The sequence below is a fragment of the Actinoalloteichus hoggarensis genome, assembly GCF_002234535.1.
GTDB classification, from domain to species: domain Bacteria; phylum Actinomycetota; class Actinomycetes; order Mycobacteriales; family Pseudonocardiaceae; genus Actinoalloteichus_A; species Actinoalloteichus_A hoggarensis.
In genome coordinates this window covers 2,373,078-2,391,548 of record NZ_CP022521.1, presented here as the reverse complement: position 1 = coordinate 2,391,548, position 18,471 = coordinate 2,373,078, and the positions used below count along the sequence as shown (strand labels likewise).

Sequence of the window (18,471 nt, the reverse complement as noted above, 5' to 3'; positions counted from 1 at the left end):
GCGACGGACATCGGCACGATGAGAGACGCTGCGGAACGCAGCCAGGGCAACGTAACGCACGGCTGACAGCGGGCACGGGAAACGACGTCGCAGCCGACGAAGACGAGACTTTCGTGCAAGGCAACGCTGCCCGGAAAGCGGATTCGCCACAGTCGACGGAGCACCATTCCGCGAATCTCGATACCGACGTCGGTCTCAGCCCGGCGAGCCGGATATCACCTCATCGGTGTCCGAGCGGTAGATCACCCGAACCGAATCCGGCAGCTCTCCGGCTAGCCTGATCGCCAGCCTCCGACCGGTCTCATCCCACGCCACCGCCTCGGCCTCGGTGTCGAACCCCGATTCGAGCGGATCACCCGGACGGCAGGTGTCCCGGAAGGCCTGATCCCAGCCCGCCGGCTCGTCCGCGAGGCCCACCGAGATCCCGTGTCTCGCGCGGAAGGCGTCGATCGGACACGGTGTGCGGACCGAGTTCGTCGTCGTCACCACCCAGAGGGGATCAGCACCCACTCGGCGGAGAGGGCAACGGACGCCAGTCGTTCACCAGCCGTGATCATGACTGCTCCGATGGCCCGTCACCGCCGGTGCACGAACCTCCCCGGCAGGACTGTTTCGTCCTTCTCCACTCGTCGGAACCCTGCCACGGCGGGACGAAGTTTCCCTGGCGGATCGCCTGGGTGCCGACGAAGCCGACGGTCAGGTCGCCGGGAAGTTCGGCTGCCGATCGCTCAGCGAGCGCCCGACCGTGCTCACCCCAGGCCCGAGCCTCGGCCGGAGAGCCGAACTCCGACCGCGCCGGGTCATCCGCCCGACAGGTCGCGGTCAACTCTCGATCCCAGGCGGTGATCTCCTCGGCTAGCCCGGCAGAGATCGGCGGATACTCCCGGAATTCCTCGTCTCCAGTGGAATCCGCATAGCCGGCTCATCGGCGAACACCACCCACAACGGATCCGCCTCGATCTCCGCCCACAGAATGGCGAAAAGGACCCGGAACGGCACCGGCATCATAGCCGCGAATCTCGCCTGCATCAGCCTCCAGATCGGCCGGCCGAGCGAAATCGCCGGGCAGCAGGTCTGTATAACCGCGCCGCCGCTGGCGCTTGCGGTCTCGGCGCCGAGCGAGAGCACCGTCGCCCGCTCTTCCGCATCGAACTCGATGAACTCCAGCAACGCGGCGATCTGGTCAGGACTGGGCGAACCGGTTCCCAGCTCGACACGGCTCAGGCGGCCTGATCCTTGCCGATGGCGCGGGCGGCCTCGGTCCGCGAGCGGCCCGCGCGTTCGCGCAGCCGCATGAGCATGAGGCCGAGCCGGCATCTCTCCACGGTCTGTCCGCCGCTGCTCACCGCCTCGGACTCCACCGCGTCGGGCGGGTCACCGCGTCGGAGGCGGTCCGCCACCGGGACCGCCTGGCGCCCCGGCGAGACTGGCCCCGCCGATGCGCCCCGCAGCGCGCTCACTCTCGGTCCACTCGCCGCAGCTCAGCTCACTCACTTCCTCTCAGCCCACCCGATCCACCTCAGCCCACCGGCCCACCTCACCCCTGGCCGGCCGCCCTCGGTTCGGGAGCGGCGCCGCCGGGCTCGTGGAACCGGATCGACGTCCCGGCCGCGAGCACCGGCCGGTCGAAGGAGTACTGCAAGGCGTCGCCGCCCCGGAAGTTCTCGATGCCCACCGTGGCCGAGCCGCCGAGCGCGCCGGGCTCGTCGGCGGGCAGGTCCGCGTAGCCGAACGTCAGGCCGCCTGCCTCGTGGAAGGCGACGGAGAAGGTGATCCGCGCCGCCGAATCGGCCAGGAGGACGTCTCGCCACTCCACCACGAACACCCGCTCGCCCTCTACACCGGACACCCCGGTGAGAATTCCGCCCGTCTCGTCGACGATCAGGTCGTCCCAGAACGGGTAGACGGCGCCGTTGGGCAGCAGCGCGCTGGGCAGCGCGGTGTTCTGCGACTCGGTGGCGGCCGAGACGAAGCTGAGGAAGCCGTTGGTCGCGACGAACCCCTGCTCGTAGTGCTGCCCGTAGAAGGTGATCGGGAAGGGCAGGGCGACCGTCTCCGAGGCGTCGTCGCCGCTCAACGCCAGGCGGGTGTCCCCGGCGAGGAAGGCGCCGTCCTGGACGCGGCAGAAGTTGCCGTAGGCGTCGGTGACATCGGCGAGGGCGAAGTCGACGATCGTGTCGCCGTTCGCGACCACCGCGTCCCCGACCTGCGGCTCGGCGCAGCCGGAGCCCTGGGCCGCAAGCCGATGCGTGCCCACCGGGACGGCGTCGAACACGAAGTCGCCCCCTGCGTCGGTGGTCGACGAGGGCAGCTCGCCATCGCCGAAGACCACCTCGACGCCGGCCAGCCCGGTGCCCCCCGCGTCGGAGATCCGGCCGGACACGGCGTGGGTCGGCAGGGCCGTCAGTGCCAGGGTGACCGTCGCCGTCTCGTCGGCGAGGACGGCGGCCGACGCCCCGTGCTCGGCGTAGCCGAAGACGTTGCCGGTCACCGCGTACTCGCCGACCGGCAGCATCAATGTGAAGGTGCCGTCCGCCGCGGCGACCACGGCCCGGTTCTGCGGGCCGGACACCGCGACCCTGGCGGCGGCGACAGGTTCCCCGGTGGTCGAGTCGGTGACGGTGCCGGTCAGGATGCCCGCGTCACCGCGCGGCGCGGCGTCCACGGCGGCCAGGACGTCGAGCCTGCCCTTGCCCCACACGTTGTTGTCCGCCGGGGTCCCGCCGCAGCTGGTGTCGTCGACGGGGACGGCGGTGGTGTCCAGCAGGGCTCGGGTCGCCTCGACGTCGCCGATCAGGCTCGGCGCGGCCGACCAGAGCAGGGCCACCGAGCCCGCGACGTGCGGGGCGGCCATCGAGGTGCCGCTGGCGGCGCCGTAGAGCGCGCCGGGCAGGGCGGACCGGACGCTCACACCGGGCGCGGTGATGCTCGGCCGGATCGTGCCGTCCGCACCGGGCCCTCGGCCGGAGGAGTTCGCGATGGTGTTGTTCACCGAGTGCGCGCCGACGCCGTAGGCCAGCACCGAATCGGCCGGTGAGTCGATGGTGTCGCAGCCGGGGCCGGAGTTGCCGTTGGAGAACAGGGCGAAGATCCCGGAGGCGTTCCAGGCGGCGATGACCTCGTCGAAGGTGGGGTCGACGGCAGGCCCGTTGGGCACTCCCCAGGAGTTGTTGACGATGTGCGGCCGGAGATCGGGGCGCGGATTCCGGCCTTCGGTGTCGGTCGGGGCCAGCATCCACTGGGTGGCGCCGAGCAACGCGCTCTCCGAACAGCCCGTGCCGCCCTCACAGCCCTTGGCGGAGATCCACCGCGCGCCGGGTGCCACGCCGATCTGGTTGCCCGCGCCGTCGTCGCCGATCATGGTGCCAGTGACATGGGTGCCGTGGCCGTGGTTGTCGCACGGGACGGCGGCAGGCGAACCGCAGGTGCTCGTGGGGTCGAACCAGTTGTGGTCGTGGTCGAAGCCGCCGTTGCCGAGGTTGCCCCGATAGGCGTCGACCAGCGCCGGATGGTCGAACTCGACGCCGGTGTCGACGGCGCCGATCACGATGCCCTCGCCGGTGAAGCCGTAGTCCGCCCAGACGTCGTCGGCGTTGATCGAGTCGATGCCCCATTCGATTCCGTCGACGGCCTTCTCCGCCGCGGGCTGGTCGATCGGCCCCGGGATCTCCAGCGTGGTCGGCAACGAGATCCGGTCGACGCCGGGCACTCGGCTGATCGAGTCGGCCAACGACTCGGACGCGGATCGGACGAGGACGCGGTTGGAGATCCAGTACGGCGTGAAGTCGGCGCCTGCGTCCGTGAGCAGCGCGACCGCCTCGGCCTGGCTCTGTTCGGCGGTGCCGCGCAGGGCGTCGACGACGGCGTGGCCGCGCTCGGCCCAGTCGGCCGTCGCCGAGGCCTCGGACAGGTCCGCCCGATCTTCCAGGACGATCCAGACATCGCCCGCGCCCTCCTCTCGCAGGACGCGGAGCACGTCGGCGTCGATCGGCGCACGATCGTCGTCAGCTGAGGACTGCTGTGCGACCGACGGCGCGGCACCGGCCATGAACAACGCGGCCACCGCGCCGAGCACCAGGCCGGGGGCGCCGCGAGATCCCGCCGGGAGACGCCGTGATCTTCGTGCCGAGGTGAGAATTCCAGACACCGATTCCTCCTTGCCGGCTGCGACGGCGGGGCCGGCGTCTCGACGTGCAGCCGAGGTGAACGGCGACCGCCTTCGATTCGACTTGCCGCGTCTCGCGCCGACAAGAGTCCATTCGGCGGAACACGCCGAACGCGGGTCGCATCATCGACGACCTCATTGCCGAGGTATTCGGAGGGTTCTTCCTGTTCGGCCGGGACGCACCGCCGAATTCGGCGCACACCCCGCGCCGGGGCGGACAACGGAATCGAACGAGCGGCGACGGGAACCCGCCCGCCGGAGAACGGCTCGGGGCGCCGGGACGGGGCGGTGCCGACTCGCCGTCGTGGATCGGCCCGCCGTGCCGGACGGCGGATCGACGGGAGAAGCGGATCGCCGACGAGGACACGTCGATCCCTTCGGCCCCGGAGCGGCGCGGGCGCCGGACGAATGCCTCCGTCCGACGCCCGCACACTCCGAATCGCGACGAGTCGTGACGCACCCGCCGCCTCGACAGGTCACCAGTCGGGCCGGTGGACCACCTCGATGTTGTTGATCGCGGCGGGCCGGTAACTGCGCCGATTGAAGAACTCGACGTCCAGCGACTCGCCCTCGGCGATCGTCACCCGGTACACCCTGGTGTCGGCCGCCCGGCCGCCCACGGTCTGGGCGATGTCGTAGCCGAGCAGCACCACCCGCTCGTTGAGGGTGACGTCGAATCGGCGCCAGTCCACCTTGGGTGAGCGCTGGAGTTCGGCGAAGCCGAGCGTGACCTCATAGGTGCCCGCGGGCAGATCGTCGAACCGGTAGGCCTCAAGGTTCGTCCGCTGGTTGCGATAGAGGGCGTCCTCCCTGGTGTTGGCGATGTCGACGTTCGCCCCGACGCTCCCGGTGGTCGAGTCCTCGCCGATCCAGCCCCACGACCCCTCGCTGTAGGGCTGGTCCGGGGCGAAGGCGATCTCGTCCGCCGCGACGTGCTCCTCGGTCCCGCCGACCGCGACGCCCTGCCAGTAGCCGGAGACGACGACCTCCACCGGCACCTGGACGACGGGCTGCCTGCCCGCGTTGGTGTCGAAGAGCAGGACCGCCCGATGGACGCCCGCCGCCAGGCCGGTCGTGTCGATCTCCACCTCCACATCGATCGAGTCGCCGGGTGCCAGCGTGCCGGTGGAGACCTTCTGCCGCAGCCACGGCACGTCCGTGGACGTCGGCACGCCGCTGTCGATCAGATAGGCGGTGTTGGAGACCTGCGAGGTCGCCCAGAGCGCTCCCGAGGAGTCCAGCTCCAGACCGGCGCCCGCGAACGGCTCGGCCTCCGGGAAGCCGACCGTCGAGACGACCGCGCAGGTGGCGGGGTCGAGCTGATAGATGGTGTTGGCGGGGCTGTTGGTGGTGACCCACAGCGTCCCGGCCTCCGGGTGATACGCCAGACCCGCCACGCCCGTCTCCGGCGCGGTGCACCGACCGAGCGTCGTTCCCGGCTCGGCGTGCGAGGAGCCCGCGACGTGGTAGATCACGCCCTCGTTCCAGCCGCCGATGTAGAACGAGTCGTCGTCGGCCCGGTAGGCGAGGCCCCGCTGCGAGATCGCGCTCCACGGCGAGCCGGTGATGTGGTAACCGACGTGGCCGTTCGACTCGTCCCAGCAGTGGACTCCGTTGTCACCGCCCACGTTGACCTGGCAGAACAGGCCGTTGCGGGTGTCATAGGCCAGGTCGGCGTTCCAGGTGGTCGCCCAGTCGGCGTCATGGGATCGACCGGTGGGACCGCCGTCCGTGCCGAACTCGGTGTTGGTGATGCCGACCGCGTCGGAGATCCACAGGTTGTCGTCGACGCCGACGCCCCAGGCGGTGTCGACCTGTCCGACCGACCAGGAGGACAGCACGTCGCCCGCCGCGAGCGGGGCGGCCTGGGTGAGGTCCTCGATCTCCTCCTCGGAGTAGTTGTCCCGCGTGTCGACGGCGGTGTCCTCCGCCGCGGACCGCACCTCGGACAGCAGCTCGGCCTGTGCGGGCGCCTGCGTCACCCGGTCGCCGCCGCGTTCGGAGATCTCCCAGGTCAGGTCGTGGTCGCCGGTGTTGCTCAGGGTCACCGAGGTGTCGCGGACGGCGTCCTGCGGGAGGACCCACGACACCTCGCCGGGCGTGGCCTCGCCGCGTGCGCTGGTCAGCTCGGCGTCGACGGTCACCGTCTCCCGACGGTCGCCGAGGTAGGCCGTGGTGACGTGCTCCGAGTAGTTCTTCCTGGCGATGGTGACCGTGTAGTAGCCGAGAAGCTGCTGGGTGGTGTAGGTGCCGTCGGCGGCGGTCGTCACCGTGCTCAGCGTCGAACCTCGCTGGGACACCGACACCGAGGCGTACTCGACCGGCAGGCCGTCGTTCGCATCGATCACCGTGCCGGTCACGTAGCCGTAGTCGGGTTCACCGAAGCGGATCGACGTTCCCGACGACAGGACGGGCGTGTTGTAGGAGTACTCCAGCGCGTCGGTGCCCTCGGCGTTCTCGATCCCGACCGTGGCGGAGGAGCCCAGTGCGGCGGGCACCTCGGCGGGCAGGCTGTCGTAGGCGAAGACGATGCCGCCGTCCTCGTGGAACTGAGCCGCGAACGTCAGTCTCGTCTGCGAGCTGAGCGGACGGACGTCGCGCCATTCCACGACGAAGACCCGCTCGCCGTCAGCGCCGGATACTCCGGTGTAGACGCCCGCCGACGCGTCGACGGTCAGGTCGTCCCAGAACGGGTAGACGGCACCGTTCGGCGCGCCCGTGCTGGGGAGCCTGCCGTTGGAGAAGGCGGTCGACGGGGCGGTGAAGGTGAGGAAGCCGTTGGTGGAGACGAAGGCCTCGCGGTACTGCTGTCCGTAGAAGCCGACCGGGAAGGGCAGCGGCACGGTCGTCGAGGCGTCGTCGCCGCTGAGCGACACCCTCGTGTCGCCCGCGATGAAGACGTCGCCCTCATCGCGGCAGAAGTGGCCGTGGGCGTCCGTCACGTCGGGCAGCGTGACGTTCACGACCGCCGTGCTGCCCGCGACCACCACCTCCCTGGTCACGGAGCCGACACAGCCGGACCCGGTGGCGGAGAGCTGGTAGGTGCCCTCCGGAACCGACTCGACGACGAATCCGCCTCCCGCGTCGGTGGTCGTCGACGGCAGCACGCCGCCGAAGCCGACCTCGATCCCACCCAGCCCGGAACCGCGGGAGTCCGACACCTGGCCGAGCACCGTGCGGGTGGGGACGGCCGTCAGCGCCAGCTCGATCGTCGTCGTCTCGTCGGCCAGGACGGCGGCCGTGCCGCTCGCCTCGCCGTAGCCGAACGCCGAGCCGGTGACGGTGTAGTCGCCCGCCGACAGCGTCAGGGTGAAGGTGCCGTCCGAACCGGCGGTGACGGTGCGATCCAGGGGACCGGCGACGGTCACCCTGGCACCGGCGACGGCCGCCCCGGTGTTCGCGTCGGTGACGGAGCCGTGCAGGAGGCCCGTATCGCCACGCGGGGCAGCGTCGACGGCGGCCAGGACGTCGAGCCTGCCCTCGCCCCACACGTTGTTGTCGGCGGCGGTGCCGCCGCAGGTCGTGTCGTCGACGTCGACGGCCGTGGTGTCCAGCAGCGCCCTGGTCCCCTCGATGTCGCCGATCAGGCTCGGGGCGGCCGACCACAGCAGGGCGACCGCGCCCGCCACGTGCGGGGCGGCCATCGAGGTGCCGTTGAGCAGCGCGTAGCCGCCGCCGGGAACCGAGGAGCGGATGGCGACGCCGGGGGCGGAGATGCTCGGGCGGATGTCGCCCTCGGCTCCGGGGCCCCGGCTGGAGAACGAGGCGATGGTGTTGTTCACCGCGTAGGCGCCCACCCCGTACGACAACGCCGAGTCGGCCGGGGAGCCCGTCGTGTTGCAGCCGGGTCCGGAATTGCCGTTGGAGAAGAGGCCGAAGATTCCCGAGGCGGTCCAGGCTCCGACGATCTCGTCGTACCACGGGTCGATGATCGAGCCGTTGGCCGCGCCCCAGGAGTTGTTCACCACGTGGGGCCGAAGGTCGGCCCTCGGGTTCTGGCCCGCGACGTCGGTGGGGGCCAGCATCCACTGGCCGGAGGCCAGCAGCGAGGCGTCCGAACAGCCGGTGCTCTCGCAGCCCTTCGCGGCGATCCACCGGGCGCCGGGGGCGACGCCGATCTGGTTGCCCGCACCGTCGTCGCCGGTCATCGTGCCGGTGACATGGCTGCCGTGGCGGTTGTTGTCGCAGGGGACCACGGACGGCGAGCCGCAGGCGTTGGAGGGGTCGAACCAGTTGTGGTCGTGGTCGAAGCCGCCGTTGCCGAGGTTGCCCCGGTAGGAGCCGACCAGCGCCGGGTGGTCGAACTGCGCGCCGGTGTCGACGCTGCCCACCACGATGCCCTCCCCGGTGACGCCGTGATCGGCCCACACGTCATCGGCGTTGATCGACTCGATGCCCCACTCGACGGCGTCGACGGACGAGCCGTCCCGCTCAGCCTCCGTCGGCTCCGGGACCTCCAGCACGGAGGGCAGCGAGATCCGCTCGACGCCCGGCACCGTGGTGATCGAGTTCGCCAACGACTCGGAGGCGTCGTGGACGAGGATGCGGTTGGAGATCCAGTACGGCGTGAAGTCCGCCTCCGCGTCGGTCAGCAACGCGACGGCGTCGGCCTGAGTCCGCTCGGCATGGCCCCGCAGCGTGTCGACCACCGCCTGACCACGCTCCGCCCAGTCGGCGGTGTCCGCCGCCGCCGACAGGTCGGCCTGCTGCTCCAGGACGATCCAGACGTCGGCGGCGCCCTTCTCCGCCAATGTCTCCACCACGTCGGCATCGATCGAAGCCGGTTCCGCGCTGTGCCCGTCCGCCGACCGCGCGACCGACGGTGCGGCGGTCGCCGTGACCAACGCGGCCACCACCGTGAATACCAGACCTATTGCCCCACGGGACCCGATCGGGGTTGTGGAGCGTCCTCTCGGGCGCGCCGAGACGAGTGTTCTAGACACCAAGCCTCCTTTTAGGCCGGACACCGAGGCATCGTCGCGACAATCCAAGGCGGTCGCGAACGAGAACCGTCTTCGACCTAACCTCGCCGTTCTGATCTGCCACAAGAGACCATTCGGCGGAAACCGAATACGCGACGCCTGAGCCGGGAGAGGTGGATATCAGTTCGTTCGGCGACAATCCTTAACCGATCGGAAACATGCGCATACGCAGACGGGGATCCCACCCACGATTCCGTGACTTTCAGCTGCCGAAAATGCACCCGATTGCAGGAATCAGGTCCCGAATCGGACAGCGAACGCGAAAGCTTTCTCGATATTGAGAGACCAGATTCCGCGACAGACGGTGAATCACCGACCGGCGGTGAATCGGCGAAGGCGACCGTCGGAGATCGCGACACGTCAGGGCGCGCCCGTGTCGCGACCGGAATCCGGCGTCCCGCCCGAGCCGCCGCCGGAACCATGCGGCCTCGGCGACGGTCGGGCGGACGTCTGCGGACAGGCCCACCATTCCGAGAGAGTCGCCACGCACCGCGCCGCCGCGCGCGGCGGCGCGGTACGGGCGGACGGGAGTCGATCGGTCAGGCCCTCGACGGTCAGGCCTCGGCGGGCCCTCGTCCCGCCCACTCGCGGTCGTCGGCCGCAGGCCCTCCCCTCGGCCCGGCCGCGAGGTGTCGACGTCGGGCGGAGCGCCGGGCCGCACCGGTGCGCGGTCGGCCGAGGACCGCCGTTCTCCTGGCATGCCACGACAATCCGAGTGGTTCATCGGGCCGGTCTGCCGGTGGCCGCCGAGGCAGGCAGGGCCGGCTCCCTCCCACGCCCCTGCCGCGGCACTCGCCGTGCCGGTCGCCTCGGATCAGCCGGTCGCGCCGAGCACGGTGTCCAACGCGGTCAGCGCCACGCCGAGTTCGTCCCGGGTGATCGTCAACGCGGGCCGGAAGCGAATCGACCGCTCGCCGCTGGGCAGGGCCAGCACCCGTTCCTGTTCCAGGAGCCTGCCGAGCACGGCGTTGCGGGTGGCGGTGTCAGGGAGGTCGAGGGCGACCATCAGGCCGCGGCCCCGGATGTTGTCGACGCGGCCGGGATGCCTGCCCGCCAGCTCGGTGAGCCGCTCGAGCAGCCAGGCGCCGTTCTCCGCGACCTTCTCGAACAGGCCGTCCCGCTCGATGATCTCCAGGTATCGGCGGGAACGGACCATGTCGACGAGGCCGCCGCCCCAGGTCGAGTTGATGCGCCCGCCGACGGCGAAGACGTTGTCGGCGACCTCGTCCACCCGACGGCCCGCCATCACACCGCCGACCTGGGTCTTCTTCGAGAAGGCCACGATGTCCGGCTGGAGGCCGAGCTGCTGATAGGCCCAGGCGGTCCCGGTGACGCCCACGCCGGTCTGCACCTCGTCGACGATGAACAGCGCGTCGTTGGCGTGACAGAGCTGCTGCACGGCCTGAAGGAACTCCGGGCGCAGGTGGTTGTCGCCGCCCTCGCCCTGGATGGGCTCGACGATGAAGGCGGCGATGTCGTGGGGGTGGGCGGCGAAGGCGGCCTCGGCGGCGGCCAGCGCCCGCTGCTCGGCGGCGACGACGTCGTCGAGGTGCTCGGCCACCGGAAAGCGCAGGGCGGGGGACTCGATCCGGGGCCAGTCGAAGGCCGGGTAGCGAGCCGTCTTGCCGGGATCGGTGTTGGTCAACGACATCGTGTAGCCGCTGCGGCCGTGGAAGGCGCGGGTGAGGTGCATGATCCGGGTGCCCAGCTCCGGGGACCGGCCCTGCTGCTCGTTGTGCCTGCTCTTCCAGTCGAAGGCGCACTTGAGGGCGTTCTCCACGGCGAGCGCGCCGCCCTCGACGAAGAACAGGTGCGGCAGCTCGGGGTCGCCGAGCACCCTGGCGAAGGTCTCGACGAAGGCGGCGTAGTGAGTGGTGTAGACGTCGGAGTTCGCAGGCTTGTTCGCCGCGACCTCGGAGAGCACCGCCATGAACTCGGGGTCGTCCACGATCCCCGCCGGGTTGAACCCCAGCGGCGCGGAGGCGAAGAACGAGTAGAGGTCCAGGTACCGGTCGCCGTTACGGGCGTCGACGAGCCACGAGCCCGTGCTGGCCTTGGTGTCCAGGACGAACGGGAAGCCGTCCACGAGCAGGTGCCTGCCCAGCAGCCGATGCACATCCTTCGGTGCGATCGCCGCGTCGAACGCCGTCGTGCTGCCCTGAGTCATTCCGACTCCTTCCAGGATTTTTTCCTCTAGATCCATCCAAGCGCCGCAAAACCTACGTTAACCGCGACCTCGTCCAGAAGCAATGCATCGAATGAGAACCCGGCCACCCGAGACGACTCCCGTCCCTGCGGACACCTGGGGCCCAGGACGCGACGCCGGCGCCGGGACTCATCGGGCCGACGAGGCGACGGACGGCCGTCCGGCCCGGCACCCCACCCGGCCGCGCCGCCGCTGACCTGCGGCGCGTCGGACGGACCGCACCGGGCCGGTAGAGTGTCCCGGCGCGCGGTGTGCGACATGACGGCACCGCGGGCACCGACGGAACAGAGCAGGGAGCGGACAGTGGCGGGCAACGATCCGGCCCTCGGGCGACAGACCAAGAGCGACGAGTCGCTGGTGAGACGTGAGGCCGCCCGCCGGAGGACCTTCGCGGTCATCAGCCACCCCGACGCCGGGAAGTCGACCCTCACCGAGGCGCTCGCCCTGCACGCCCAGGTCATCTCGGAGGCGGGCGCGGTCCACGGCAAGGCCGGGCGCAAGGGCGTCGTCTCCGACTGGCTCGAGATGGAGAAGGCCCGAGGAATCTCCATCACCTCGGCCGCGCTCCAGTTCGCCTACGGCGACTCGGTGATCAACCTGCTGGACACGCCGGGCCACTCCGACTTCTCCGAGGACACCTACCGGGTGCTCGCCGCCGTCGACTGCGCGGTGATGCTCCTCGACGCCGCCAAGGGCCTCGAGCCGCAGACCCTCAAGCTCTTCGACGTGTGCAGGCACCGGAACATCCCGGTGATCACCTTCGTGAACAAGTGGGACCGCCCGGGCCGCGCCGCGCTGGAGCTGTGCGACGAGATCTCCGAACGCATCTCCCTCCGGCCCATGCCGCTGACCTGGCCGGTCGGCGAGGCGGGCCGCTTCCACGGCGTCCTGGACCGCGCCGAGGGCGACTTCATCGGCTTCACCCGCAACGCCTCGGGCGCGGGCCGGGCGGGCGTGGTGCGGATGCCGCCGGCCGAGGCCGCCGAGACCGTCGGCGACGACTGGACACAGGCAGGCGAGGAGTCGGAACTGCTGTCCGTCTCCGGGGGCGACTTCGACTACGAGGAGTTCCTCCAGGCGCGGGCCACTCCGGTGCTCTTCGGCTCGGCGGTGCTCAACTTCGGCGTCAAGCACCTGCTGGACCTGCTCGTGGAGCTGGCCCCCCGCCCCGCGCCCCGTCCGGACGTCGACGGCGGAGCCCGGCCGCTGGAAGCGCCGTTCTCGGCATTCGTGTTCAAGGTGCAGACCGGCATGGACCGCGCCCACCGCGATCAGGTCGCCTTCGCCCGAGTGTGCTCCGGCCGCTTCGACCGCGGCATGGTCGTCACCCACGCGGCGAGCGGACGACCCTTCGCCACCAAGTACGCGCAGCAGGTGTTCGGCCAGCAGCGCAGCACCCTGGACGTGGCCTATCCCGGCGACGTCATCGGCCTGGTCAACGCATCCAACCTGCGGGTCGGCGACACGCTCTACTCCGGGAAGCCGAAGGTCACCTTCCCCGGGCTCCCGAGTTTCGCGCCCCGTCACTTCGCCACCGCCTCGGCCAAGGACCCGAGTCGGGCCAAGCAGTTCCGACGCGGCGTCGAGCAGCTGGAGCAGGAGGGCGTCGTACAGGTCCTGCGCTCGGATCGTCGGGGCGAGGCCACTCCGGTGCTCGCGGCGGTGGGCCCCATGCAGTTCGAGGTCGCGACCGACCGCCTGCAGAACGAGTTCGGCGTGACGATCCTGCTGAATCACCTGCCGTACACGGTGGTCCGCAGGCTGGGCGACCCCTCGGAGCGCAGACTGATCGACGGCACCAGCAGCGAGGTGCTGACCAGGGGCGACGGCGCGGAGTTGGCACTGTTCACCGACGACATCACCCTGCGGCTGCTGCTGCGCCGCCACCCCGACGTGACGTTGGAGAGCCTCGCGGGCGGCGTCTGATCCCCGTCGCGCGCCCGCCCGCCCGTGCGGCGGGTCCGGCGCGGCGGGCGCGCCCGCATCGGATCGCGCCGGCCCACGGACGAGGCCTGCTCATGGACCGAGCCGGCTCACGGGTCGCCACGATCGACCGTCGGACGACGTTCGGCGCGAACCGGACCGCGTCCGCCGGCGAACCACGCCGTAGGACGCCGGACGGCTCGAAACGGCGGGGACACGTCGGCGAGAGGACGTCGAGTGCTGTGCCCGAGAGCGTCACCCACTCACGTGTCCGCCCGAGGCGGCCGCCCGACGCCCTCTCCGACCGACGAAGGAATCCGGACATGCCGAAGGGGGCCACCCGGATCCGGGTGGCCCCCTTCGGTCAGCCTCGCTCAGGGTGGAACCGCGGGCTCAGCCCTCGACGGTGACGCCCATGGAACGCGCGGAACCCGCCACGATCTTGATCGCGGCATCCAGGTTGCCGCCCGCGTTCAGGTCGGGCATCTTGCGCTCGGCGATCGCCTGCACCTGCTCCTTGGTGATGGTGCCGCCGGGCACGTGCCCGGGACGCTCGGAGCCGGACTTCGCGCCCATGGCCTGACGAATCAGGAAGCTGGTGGGCGGAGTCTTGTACCGGAGCTGGTAGGTCCGGTCCTCGAAGACCGAGACCACCACGGGAACGATCTCGCCTCGGTGAGCGGAGGTGTTCTCGTCGTACTCGAGCTTGACGTTCCGGGTGTTGACACCCGTCGGGCCGAGCATCTTTCCGAGATCGACCATGGCTGCATTGCCAGCCTCAAGTTCGAGTGTCGCCTCGAACGTCTTGCGCTGCTTGGGTGGCACCTACGACCCCTCACCTTTCGTACACTTCGCCGACGAATTCTACACCACGCCGGTCGCCGAACACGGCCCATGGGCCGAGCGCACCCGCGAGAGAAGGGCGCGCGCGGCATGACACCGTCTACAGCTGCGTGGTGTGATGAGGTCGGTCCGCCGTCGACTCTGCCTGATCCGCCTCGATCGTCGGCTCACGCCGCGATTCCGAGGCCTGGACCGGCCTCCTGTCACCACTGTGTCACACCAGGCCCCACGCAGGTCGCGCGGGGTACTCCGGGTCCGTGCCTGCCGGGCGGGCAGCCGCGGACCCACCGTCCGGCGGGGTGAGGGTCCTCCCAGGGTGTGGATCTCGGGCCGACAGGGCGCATCGTCCGGGTGGTTTCCCGAACGAACCACAGACATCGTCCTGCCCCTCGGGCACCGTCGGGATCAGCGTCCGAGCACGCCTCGGGCGCCTTCCGGTCACCCGTTCGCCGAAGGAGTCGACGATGACCAGTTCTCCCTCTCCCCTCGTCGTGATCGACGACGTCCGCCCCGAGACGGCCCCCGCCCGTCCGCGGCCGAGGCAGGACGGAGGTGTGCCGTGGTGAACGCCGGCGCATCGCCTCCCCAGTACAGCCCCGGCATCGAACCGTCCCCGAGCACCATCCGCTGCTATGAGCTGCGGGTGGCGGGCAGGTCGATGCACCGCGTCGCTCAGGTGTTCCCCGAGATGAGCGTGGGAAGGACCCCGCAGGAGGCGGTCCTGCGAGGGACGGTCCTCGACGATGCCGCGCTGCACGGGCTGCTCGTGCGCGTGCAGACCCTCGGCCTGCGACTGCTGTCGGTCCATCAGGTCCCGATTCCCCTCGACGATCAGACCGCGAGCGAGCCGACCTGGCGGACCGCCCCGGTGTGGTCGGGATCGACCGCGGAGGCCTCGGGAGCTTCGGAGGTCTCGGCCCCAGGACCTTCCACGGCTCCAGGAACTTCGGGGGCCCCAGGAACCTCGGGGGCCGGAGTCCGTTCCGAGGCGCCGACGTCGGCCGTCTCACCCGCCGGCGAGGACGCCCGCACCGCCGGCGTTGCACCCGGCGACGCACCCCGCACCGCCCCGGCGGAGGCGGTGCGCGCGAGGCCCCGTCGAGCCTGTGGCCCGTCGTCCGCCGCAGGAGGCTCCTCGTCCGCCAGGGACGACGGGACGGCGCCCGCGCCGCGGCATCGGGAGTCGGCGGTCGATCTCCCGCGTTGACGGGTTCGATCTCGGCCGCCCGCGCGTCACGCTCAAGGGCGGCCCGACGAGTCGGGCCGCCCTCGGCGGTGCTCGGCGGGCTGCTCGTCACACCGACCGAGTACCTGGCCCTGCGATCAGGTCGAGCCCGCCATGGCAGGCCGGTGCGGTCCGTTCTCTTCGGCGCCGGTGCCGGCACGGTGCGGCGCAGGCAGCATGCCGCGGCGGGCCGCGGAGTCCGCACGACCGCCGGTCGAACGGTTCGTTCGCCGAGGCGTCCCCGTCCGGTGGCGGTGGGGCCTGCCTCTGCTGGTCGGGCCGAATCGCGGGGTACGTCGGGGGGTCGTGAATTCCTTAACCGGTCGTTAGGGATCACGCAGCGTGCCGCTAGGTCGTTCTCGGCCATCGTCGTTCTCGTCAGCGACACACACCACGAGAGGACATCCGATGCGCAACCCGAAGCTCATGGCCGCGGTCATCGGCGCCGCCGGACTACTGGCCGTCGGCGGCACCGCCATCGCGTTGGACGGCCGCGGCGCGAGCGAGGTCACCCCCAGCTCTTTCACGCAGCAGGTCGACGACCGGGACGGTCTCGGCGGCTCCGATGCCGCGGGCGGCTCCCCGGTCTCGCGCACCGAGCCCGCGGTCAGCCGCGACGAGGCGATCCGCATCGCCGAGGAGCAGGCACCCGGCGCCACCGTCGTCGAGGTCGACCTCGACTCCGACGACGGCAGGCTCGAATGGGAGATCGAACTGCGCCAGGACCGGACCGAATGGGAGGTCGAGATCGACGCCCACACCGGCGAGGTTCGCGACGTCGAACAGGACCACGACGACGATGACGACGACCGGGATGACGACGACCACTACGACGACGACTGGGACGACTGACCGCACCCGGCGCGGCCCGACCACGTCACCGATCCGACCACCACGCCGGTCGGCCGGACCCGCCTCCACGCGCCGCGGCACGGGACAGGGGCGACGCGCCGCCGACGGCCGGGCGGCCGCGGACCCGATCCGCGACCAGCATGGGAGGTGCGACCGGCCCCGACCAGGTCGTCGGCGCTTCGACACCGGCTCGGAAACCGGCACCCGTCCCCCGACACCGGGGGACGGGCCGGCCCCGACGTCAGGTCGTGGAGCGCAGCGCGGCACGCATGGTGCTCAACACGAATCGGGGGCGGGCGAGCTCGCGGGGATGACGACGCATCGCGGCGACGTCGAGGTACCGCCGATGCACGCCCGCGTCGGTGATCGTGGCCCTCGCCAGCAGACCCGCCAGGCCTCGGCTCAGCGGCATGCCCCATGCCCGACGCGCCTCGGCGTTGGGCAGGAGCAGATCCCCGGCAGCCGAGAGCCGCCAGGCCGCGTCCACGACGACTCGGCTGCGGTCGAAGTACCCCGCCGCGGGCTCGTCGATCGCCCCCGGAGTCCGCAGCCAGGCATGCAGGGCGCCCGCTTGAAGCAGCGCGACACTCAATCCCTGCCCGTACACGGGGTTGAGCGAGGCCACCGAGTCGCCGAGGGCCGCCAGCCCGGCGGGCAGCCGCCGCATGCGATGGAAGTCCCGCCGCCTGCTGTCCCGATGGCGGGCGGCCGCCACCTCGGAGACCGGCGCACTGGTCCGCACCAGCCGGTGCAGGGCCGCGACCGGCTCGGCCCGACAGCGAGCCTCGAAGTCCGCGACGTCCCTGGTGGGTCGGGCGTCGCCGTAGCCGAGGACGGTCGCGCTCCAGCGGTCGCCCTCCACCGGGAGGAGCAGCAGGCCGCCCGCCGGGCCGAGCCTGCCGGTGCGCAGCGAGTACACGCTGTCCGGATCGTCGACGCGCCGGCCGTCGGGGTCGCGACGATAGAGCCTGGTGGCGTAGCCCAGGTCGAGGACGACGCGCCGGGTGGGCGGCGTCGGGTAGCCCGCGCGGGCCAGCCACTCCCCCAGCCTGCTGGAGCGGCCCATCGCGTCCACCACGAGGTCCGCGCCGATTCGGTCACCGGGGCCCCGACGACCGGGATCGGCGACCAGCGCGCCGTCCACTCGGGAGCCGTGATGCGTGAGTCCGGTGGCCTTGCCTCGGATGAGGTGCACGGCGGGCAGTGCGGCGACCCGATCCCGCAGGCGCCGCTGGAGCAGCGGCGCGGTGAGGCAGATCAGTGGTTCCCCGGCCACGGGTGCCTTGCGCACGCCGTCGACGTGCCAGTGCGAGCCGGAGTCCACCGGCCGCGCGCCCTCGCCGAGGAGCGTCTCCGTCAGCCCGGGCAGCCAGCGGTCGAACTGCCTGCGGGCGAGTTCGTGGATGCCGAGGGAGTGCGGCGCGGACGGGTTCGGGCGCCGCGGGTCGGAGTCCGTCGCGAGATCGTCGCGCTCCACGACGATCACCTCTTCGGCGTGGTCCGCGAGCACCACGGCCGCCGTCAGCCCCGCGATGCCGCCGCCGAGCACCAGCGCACGTCGCACGAATGCCACCTCATTCTTCCGACGGAGAGTTCCGTCTTGATCACTCGATGGGACGGTAAACCGACCACGGATCGTGATCACAGTCGCCGTGCGTACCGGCCCGTCCACCGGGTGACCTGGCGGAACGGCAGGTCAGCGGCCCCGGCGGGCCGGACGGCCGCGCCCGTCGACACCCGCGCCGCGTCGGCAGGCTGCCCGCAGCCGTCGCCGAACGGCGCTCCCCCGTGCCGATCGGACCGCGGGACGGCACCCGACACGCCCGCCGACCGTGGCAGATCACTCTTGGTGATCGCGCCAGGAGCACCGGACGACGGAGCGACGAAGGACGACCGCGGCAGACGTCGCGGGGCCCGTCCCGGACCGCGGGACCGCCGGCTCGCTTCGTAAGGGGCCGCCGGTGGACGAGCACACGCGCGGCACCGCATACCTGCCGCACGGCCGGGCGCCTGCCGCGGCGGGCGACCATCCGGGCGCACCGGTCGTTCTGGACCACACCGTGGCGCCGCAACCCGAACACGTGACGGCCCGGGTTCCGCGCGGCGTCGCGGATCGCGAACCGGATGACCACACGCGGGCGCTCCAGGATCCGACCGCGCCGTCGAGTCGAACCTCGACCACGTGTACGCCCTGGTGGCGCGGGCCCTGCCGCACGACGACCGCGGCGAGCCCTCGGCCGCCCTCGCCGACGTGGACCGGGCGACCCGCCCGGAA

The 18,471-nt window shown here is 71.4% G+C and carries 11 protein-coding genes; 3 read left to right on the top strand and 8 right to left on the bottom strand.

What is annotated here, in order from left to right; genetic code table 11:
• Positions 1–195 precede the first annotated feature (195 nt).
• From AHOG_RS10555 to lat, 6 genes are all read right to left on the bottom strand, one after another.
• A complete protein-coding gene (locus AHOG_RS10555) occupies positions 196–486 on the bottom strand; it encodes a hypothetical protein (protein ID WP_157736757.1) in 291 nt (96 codons plus the stop codon).
• A 369-nt stretch (positions 487–855) separates the two neighbouring features.
• Complete coding sequence (locus AHOG_RS10545) at positions 856–1,170, bottom strand: hypothetical protein (protein WP_093941207.1); 315 nt, start codon at positions 1,168–1,170, stop codon at positions 856–858.
• A gap of 50 nt (positions 1,171–1,220) precedes the next feature.
• Positions 1,221–1,400: a hypothetical protein gene (locus AHOG_RS10540; RefSeq protein WP_093941206.1), complete on the bottom strand. Its 180-nt coding sequence runs from the start codon at positions 1,398–1,400 to the stop codon at positions 1,221–1,223.
• Positions 1,401–1,537: 137 nt separating this feature from the next.
• Complete coding sequence (locus tag AHOG_RS10535; protein ID WP_157736756.1) at positions 1,538–4,147, bottom strand: S8 family serine peptidase; 2,610 nt, start codon at positions 4,145–4,147, stop codon at positions 1,538–1,540.
• A 494-nt stretch (positions 4,148–4,641) separates the two neighbouring features.
• Complete coding sequence (locus AHOG_RS10530; RefSeq protein WP_157736755.1) at positions 4,642–8,928, bottom strand: S8 family serine peptidase; 4,287 nt, start codon at positions 8,926–8,928, stop codon at positions 4,642–4,644.
• A gap of 1,033 nt (positions 8,929–9,961) precedes the next feature.
• Complete coding sequence (gene lat / locus AHOG_RS10525) at positions 9,962–11,314, bottom strand: L-lysine 6-transaminase (protein WP_093941203.1); 1,353 nt, start codon at positions 11,312–11,314, stop codon at positions 9,962–9,964.
• A 297-nt stretch (positions 11,315–11,611) separates the two neighbouring features.
• Here lat and AHOG_RS10520 point away from each other — a divergent pair, with 297 nt between their 5' ends.
• Positions 11,612–13,279, top strand: a complete 1,668-nt coding sequence (locus AHOG_RS10520; RefSeq protein ID WP_093944338.1) for a peptide chain release factor 3 — start codon at positions 11,612–11,614, stop codon at positions 13,277–13,279.
• 390 nt (positions 13,280–13,669) lie between these two features.
• Here AHOG_RS10520 and AHOG_RS10515 read toward each other — a convergent pair whose 3' ends face one another.
• The gene (locus AHOG_RS10515) at positions 13,670–14,101 is read right to left on the bottom strand and encodes an uL11 family ribosomal protein (protein WP_093941202.1); all 432 of its coding nucleotides are present in this window, start codon (positions 14,099–14,101) and stop codon (positions 13,670–13,672) included.
• A 580-nt stretch (positions 14,102–14,681) separates the two neighbouring features.
• Between AHOG_RS10515 and AHOG_RS10510 the strand changes: the two genes are divergently transcribed.
• Both AHOG_RS10510 and AHOG_RS10505 read left to right on the top strand, forming a co-directional pair.
• Positions 14,682–15,326 (top strand): hypothetical protein, encoded by a 645-nt coding sequence (locus tag AHOG_RS10510; RefSeq protein WP_157736754.1) that lies wholly within the window; start codon positions 14,682–14,684, stop codon positions 15,324–15,326.
• A 426-nt stretch (positions 15,327–15,752) separates the two neighbouring features.
• Positions 15,753–16,196, top strand: a complete 444-nt coding sequence (locus AHOG_RS10505) for a PepSY domain-containing protein (protein WP_093941200.1) — start codon at positions 15,753–15,755, stop codon at positions 16,194–16,196.
• Between the two features lie 241 nt (positions 16,197–16,437).
• On the opposite strand, the gene AHOG_RS10500 is transcribed toward AHOG_RS10505, so the two are convergent.
• Positions 16,438–17,760 carry an FAD-dependent oxidoreductase gene (locus tag AHOG_RS10500; protein ID WP_157736753.1) on the bottom strand — a complete coding sequence of 441 codons (1,323 nt, stop codon included), beginning with the start codon at positions 17,758–17,760 and terminating at the stop codon, positions 16,438–16,440.
• Positions 17,761–18,471: the final 711 nt, after the last annotated feature.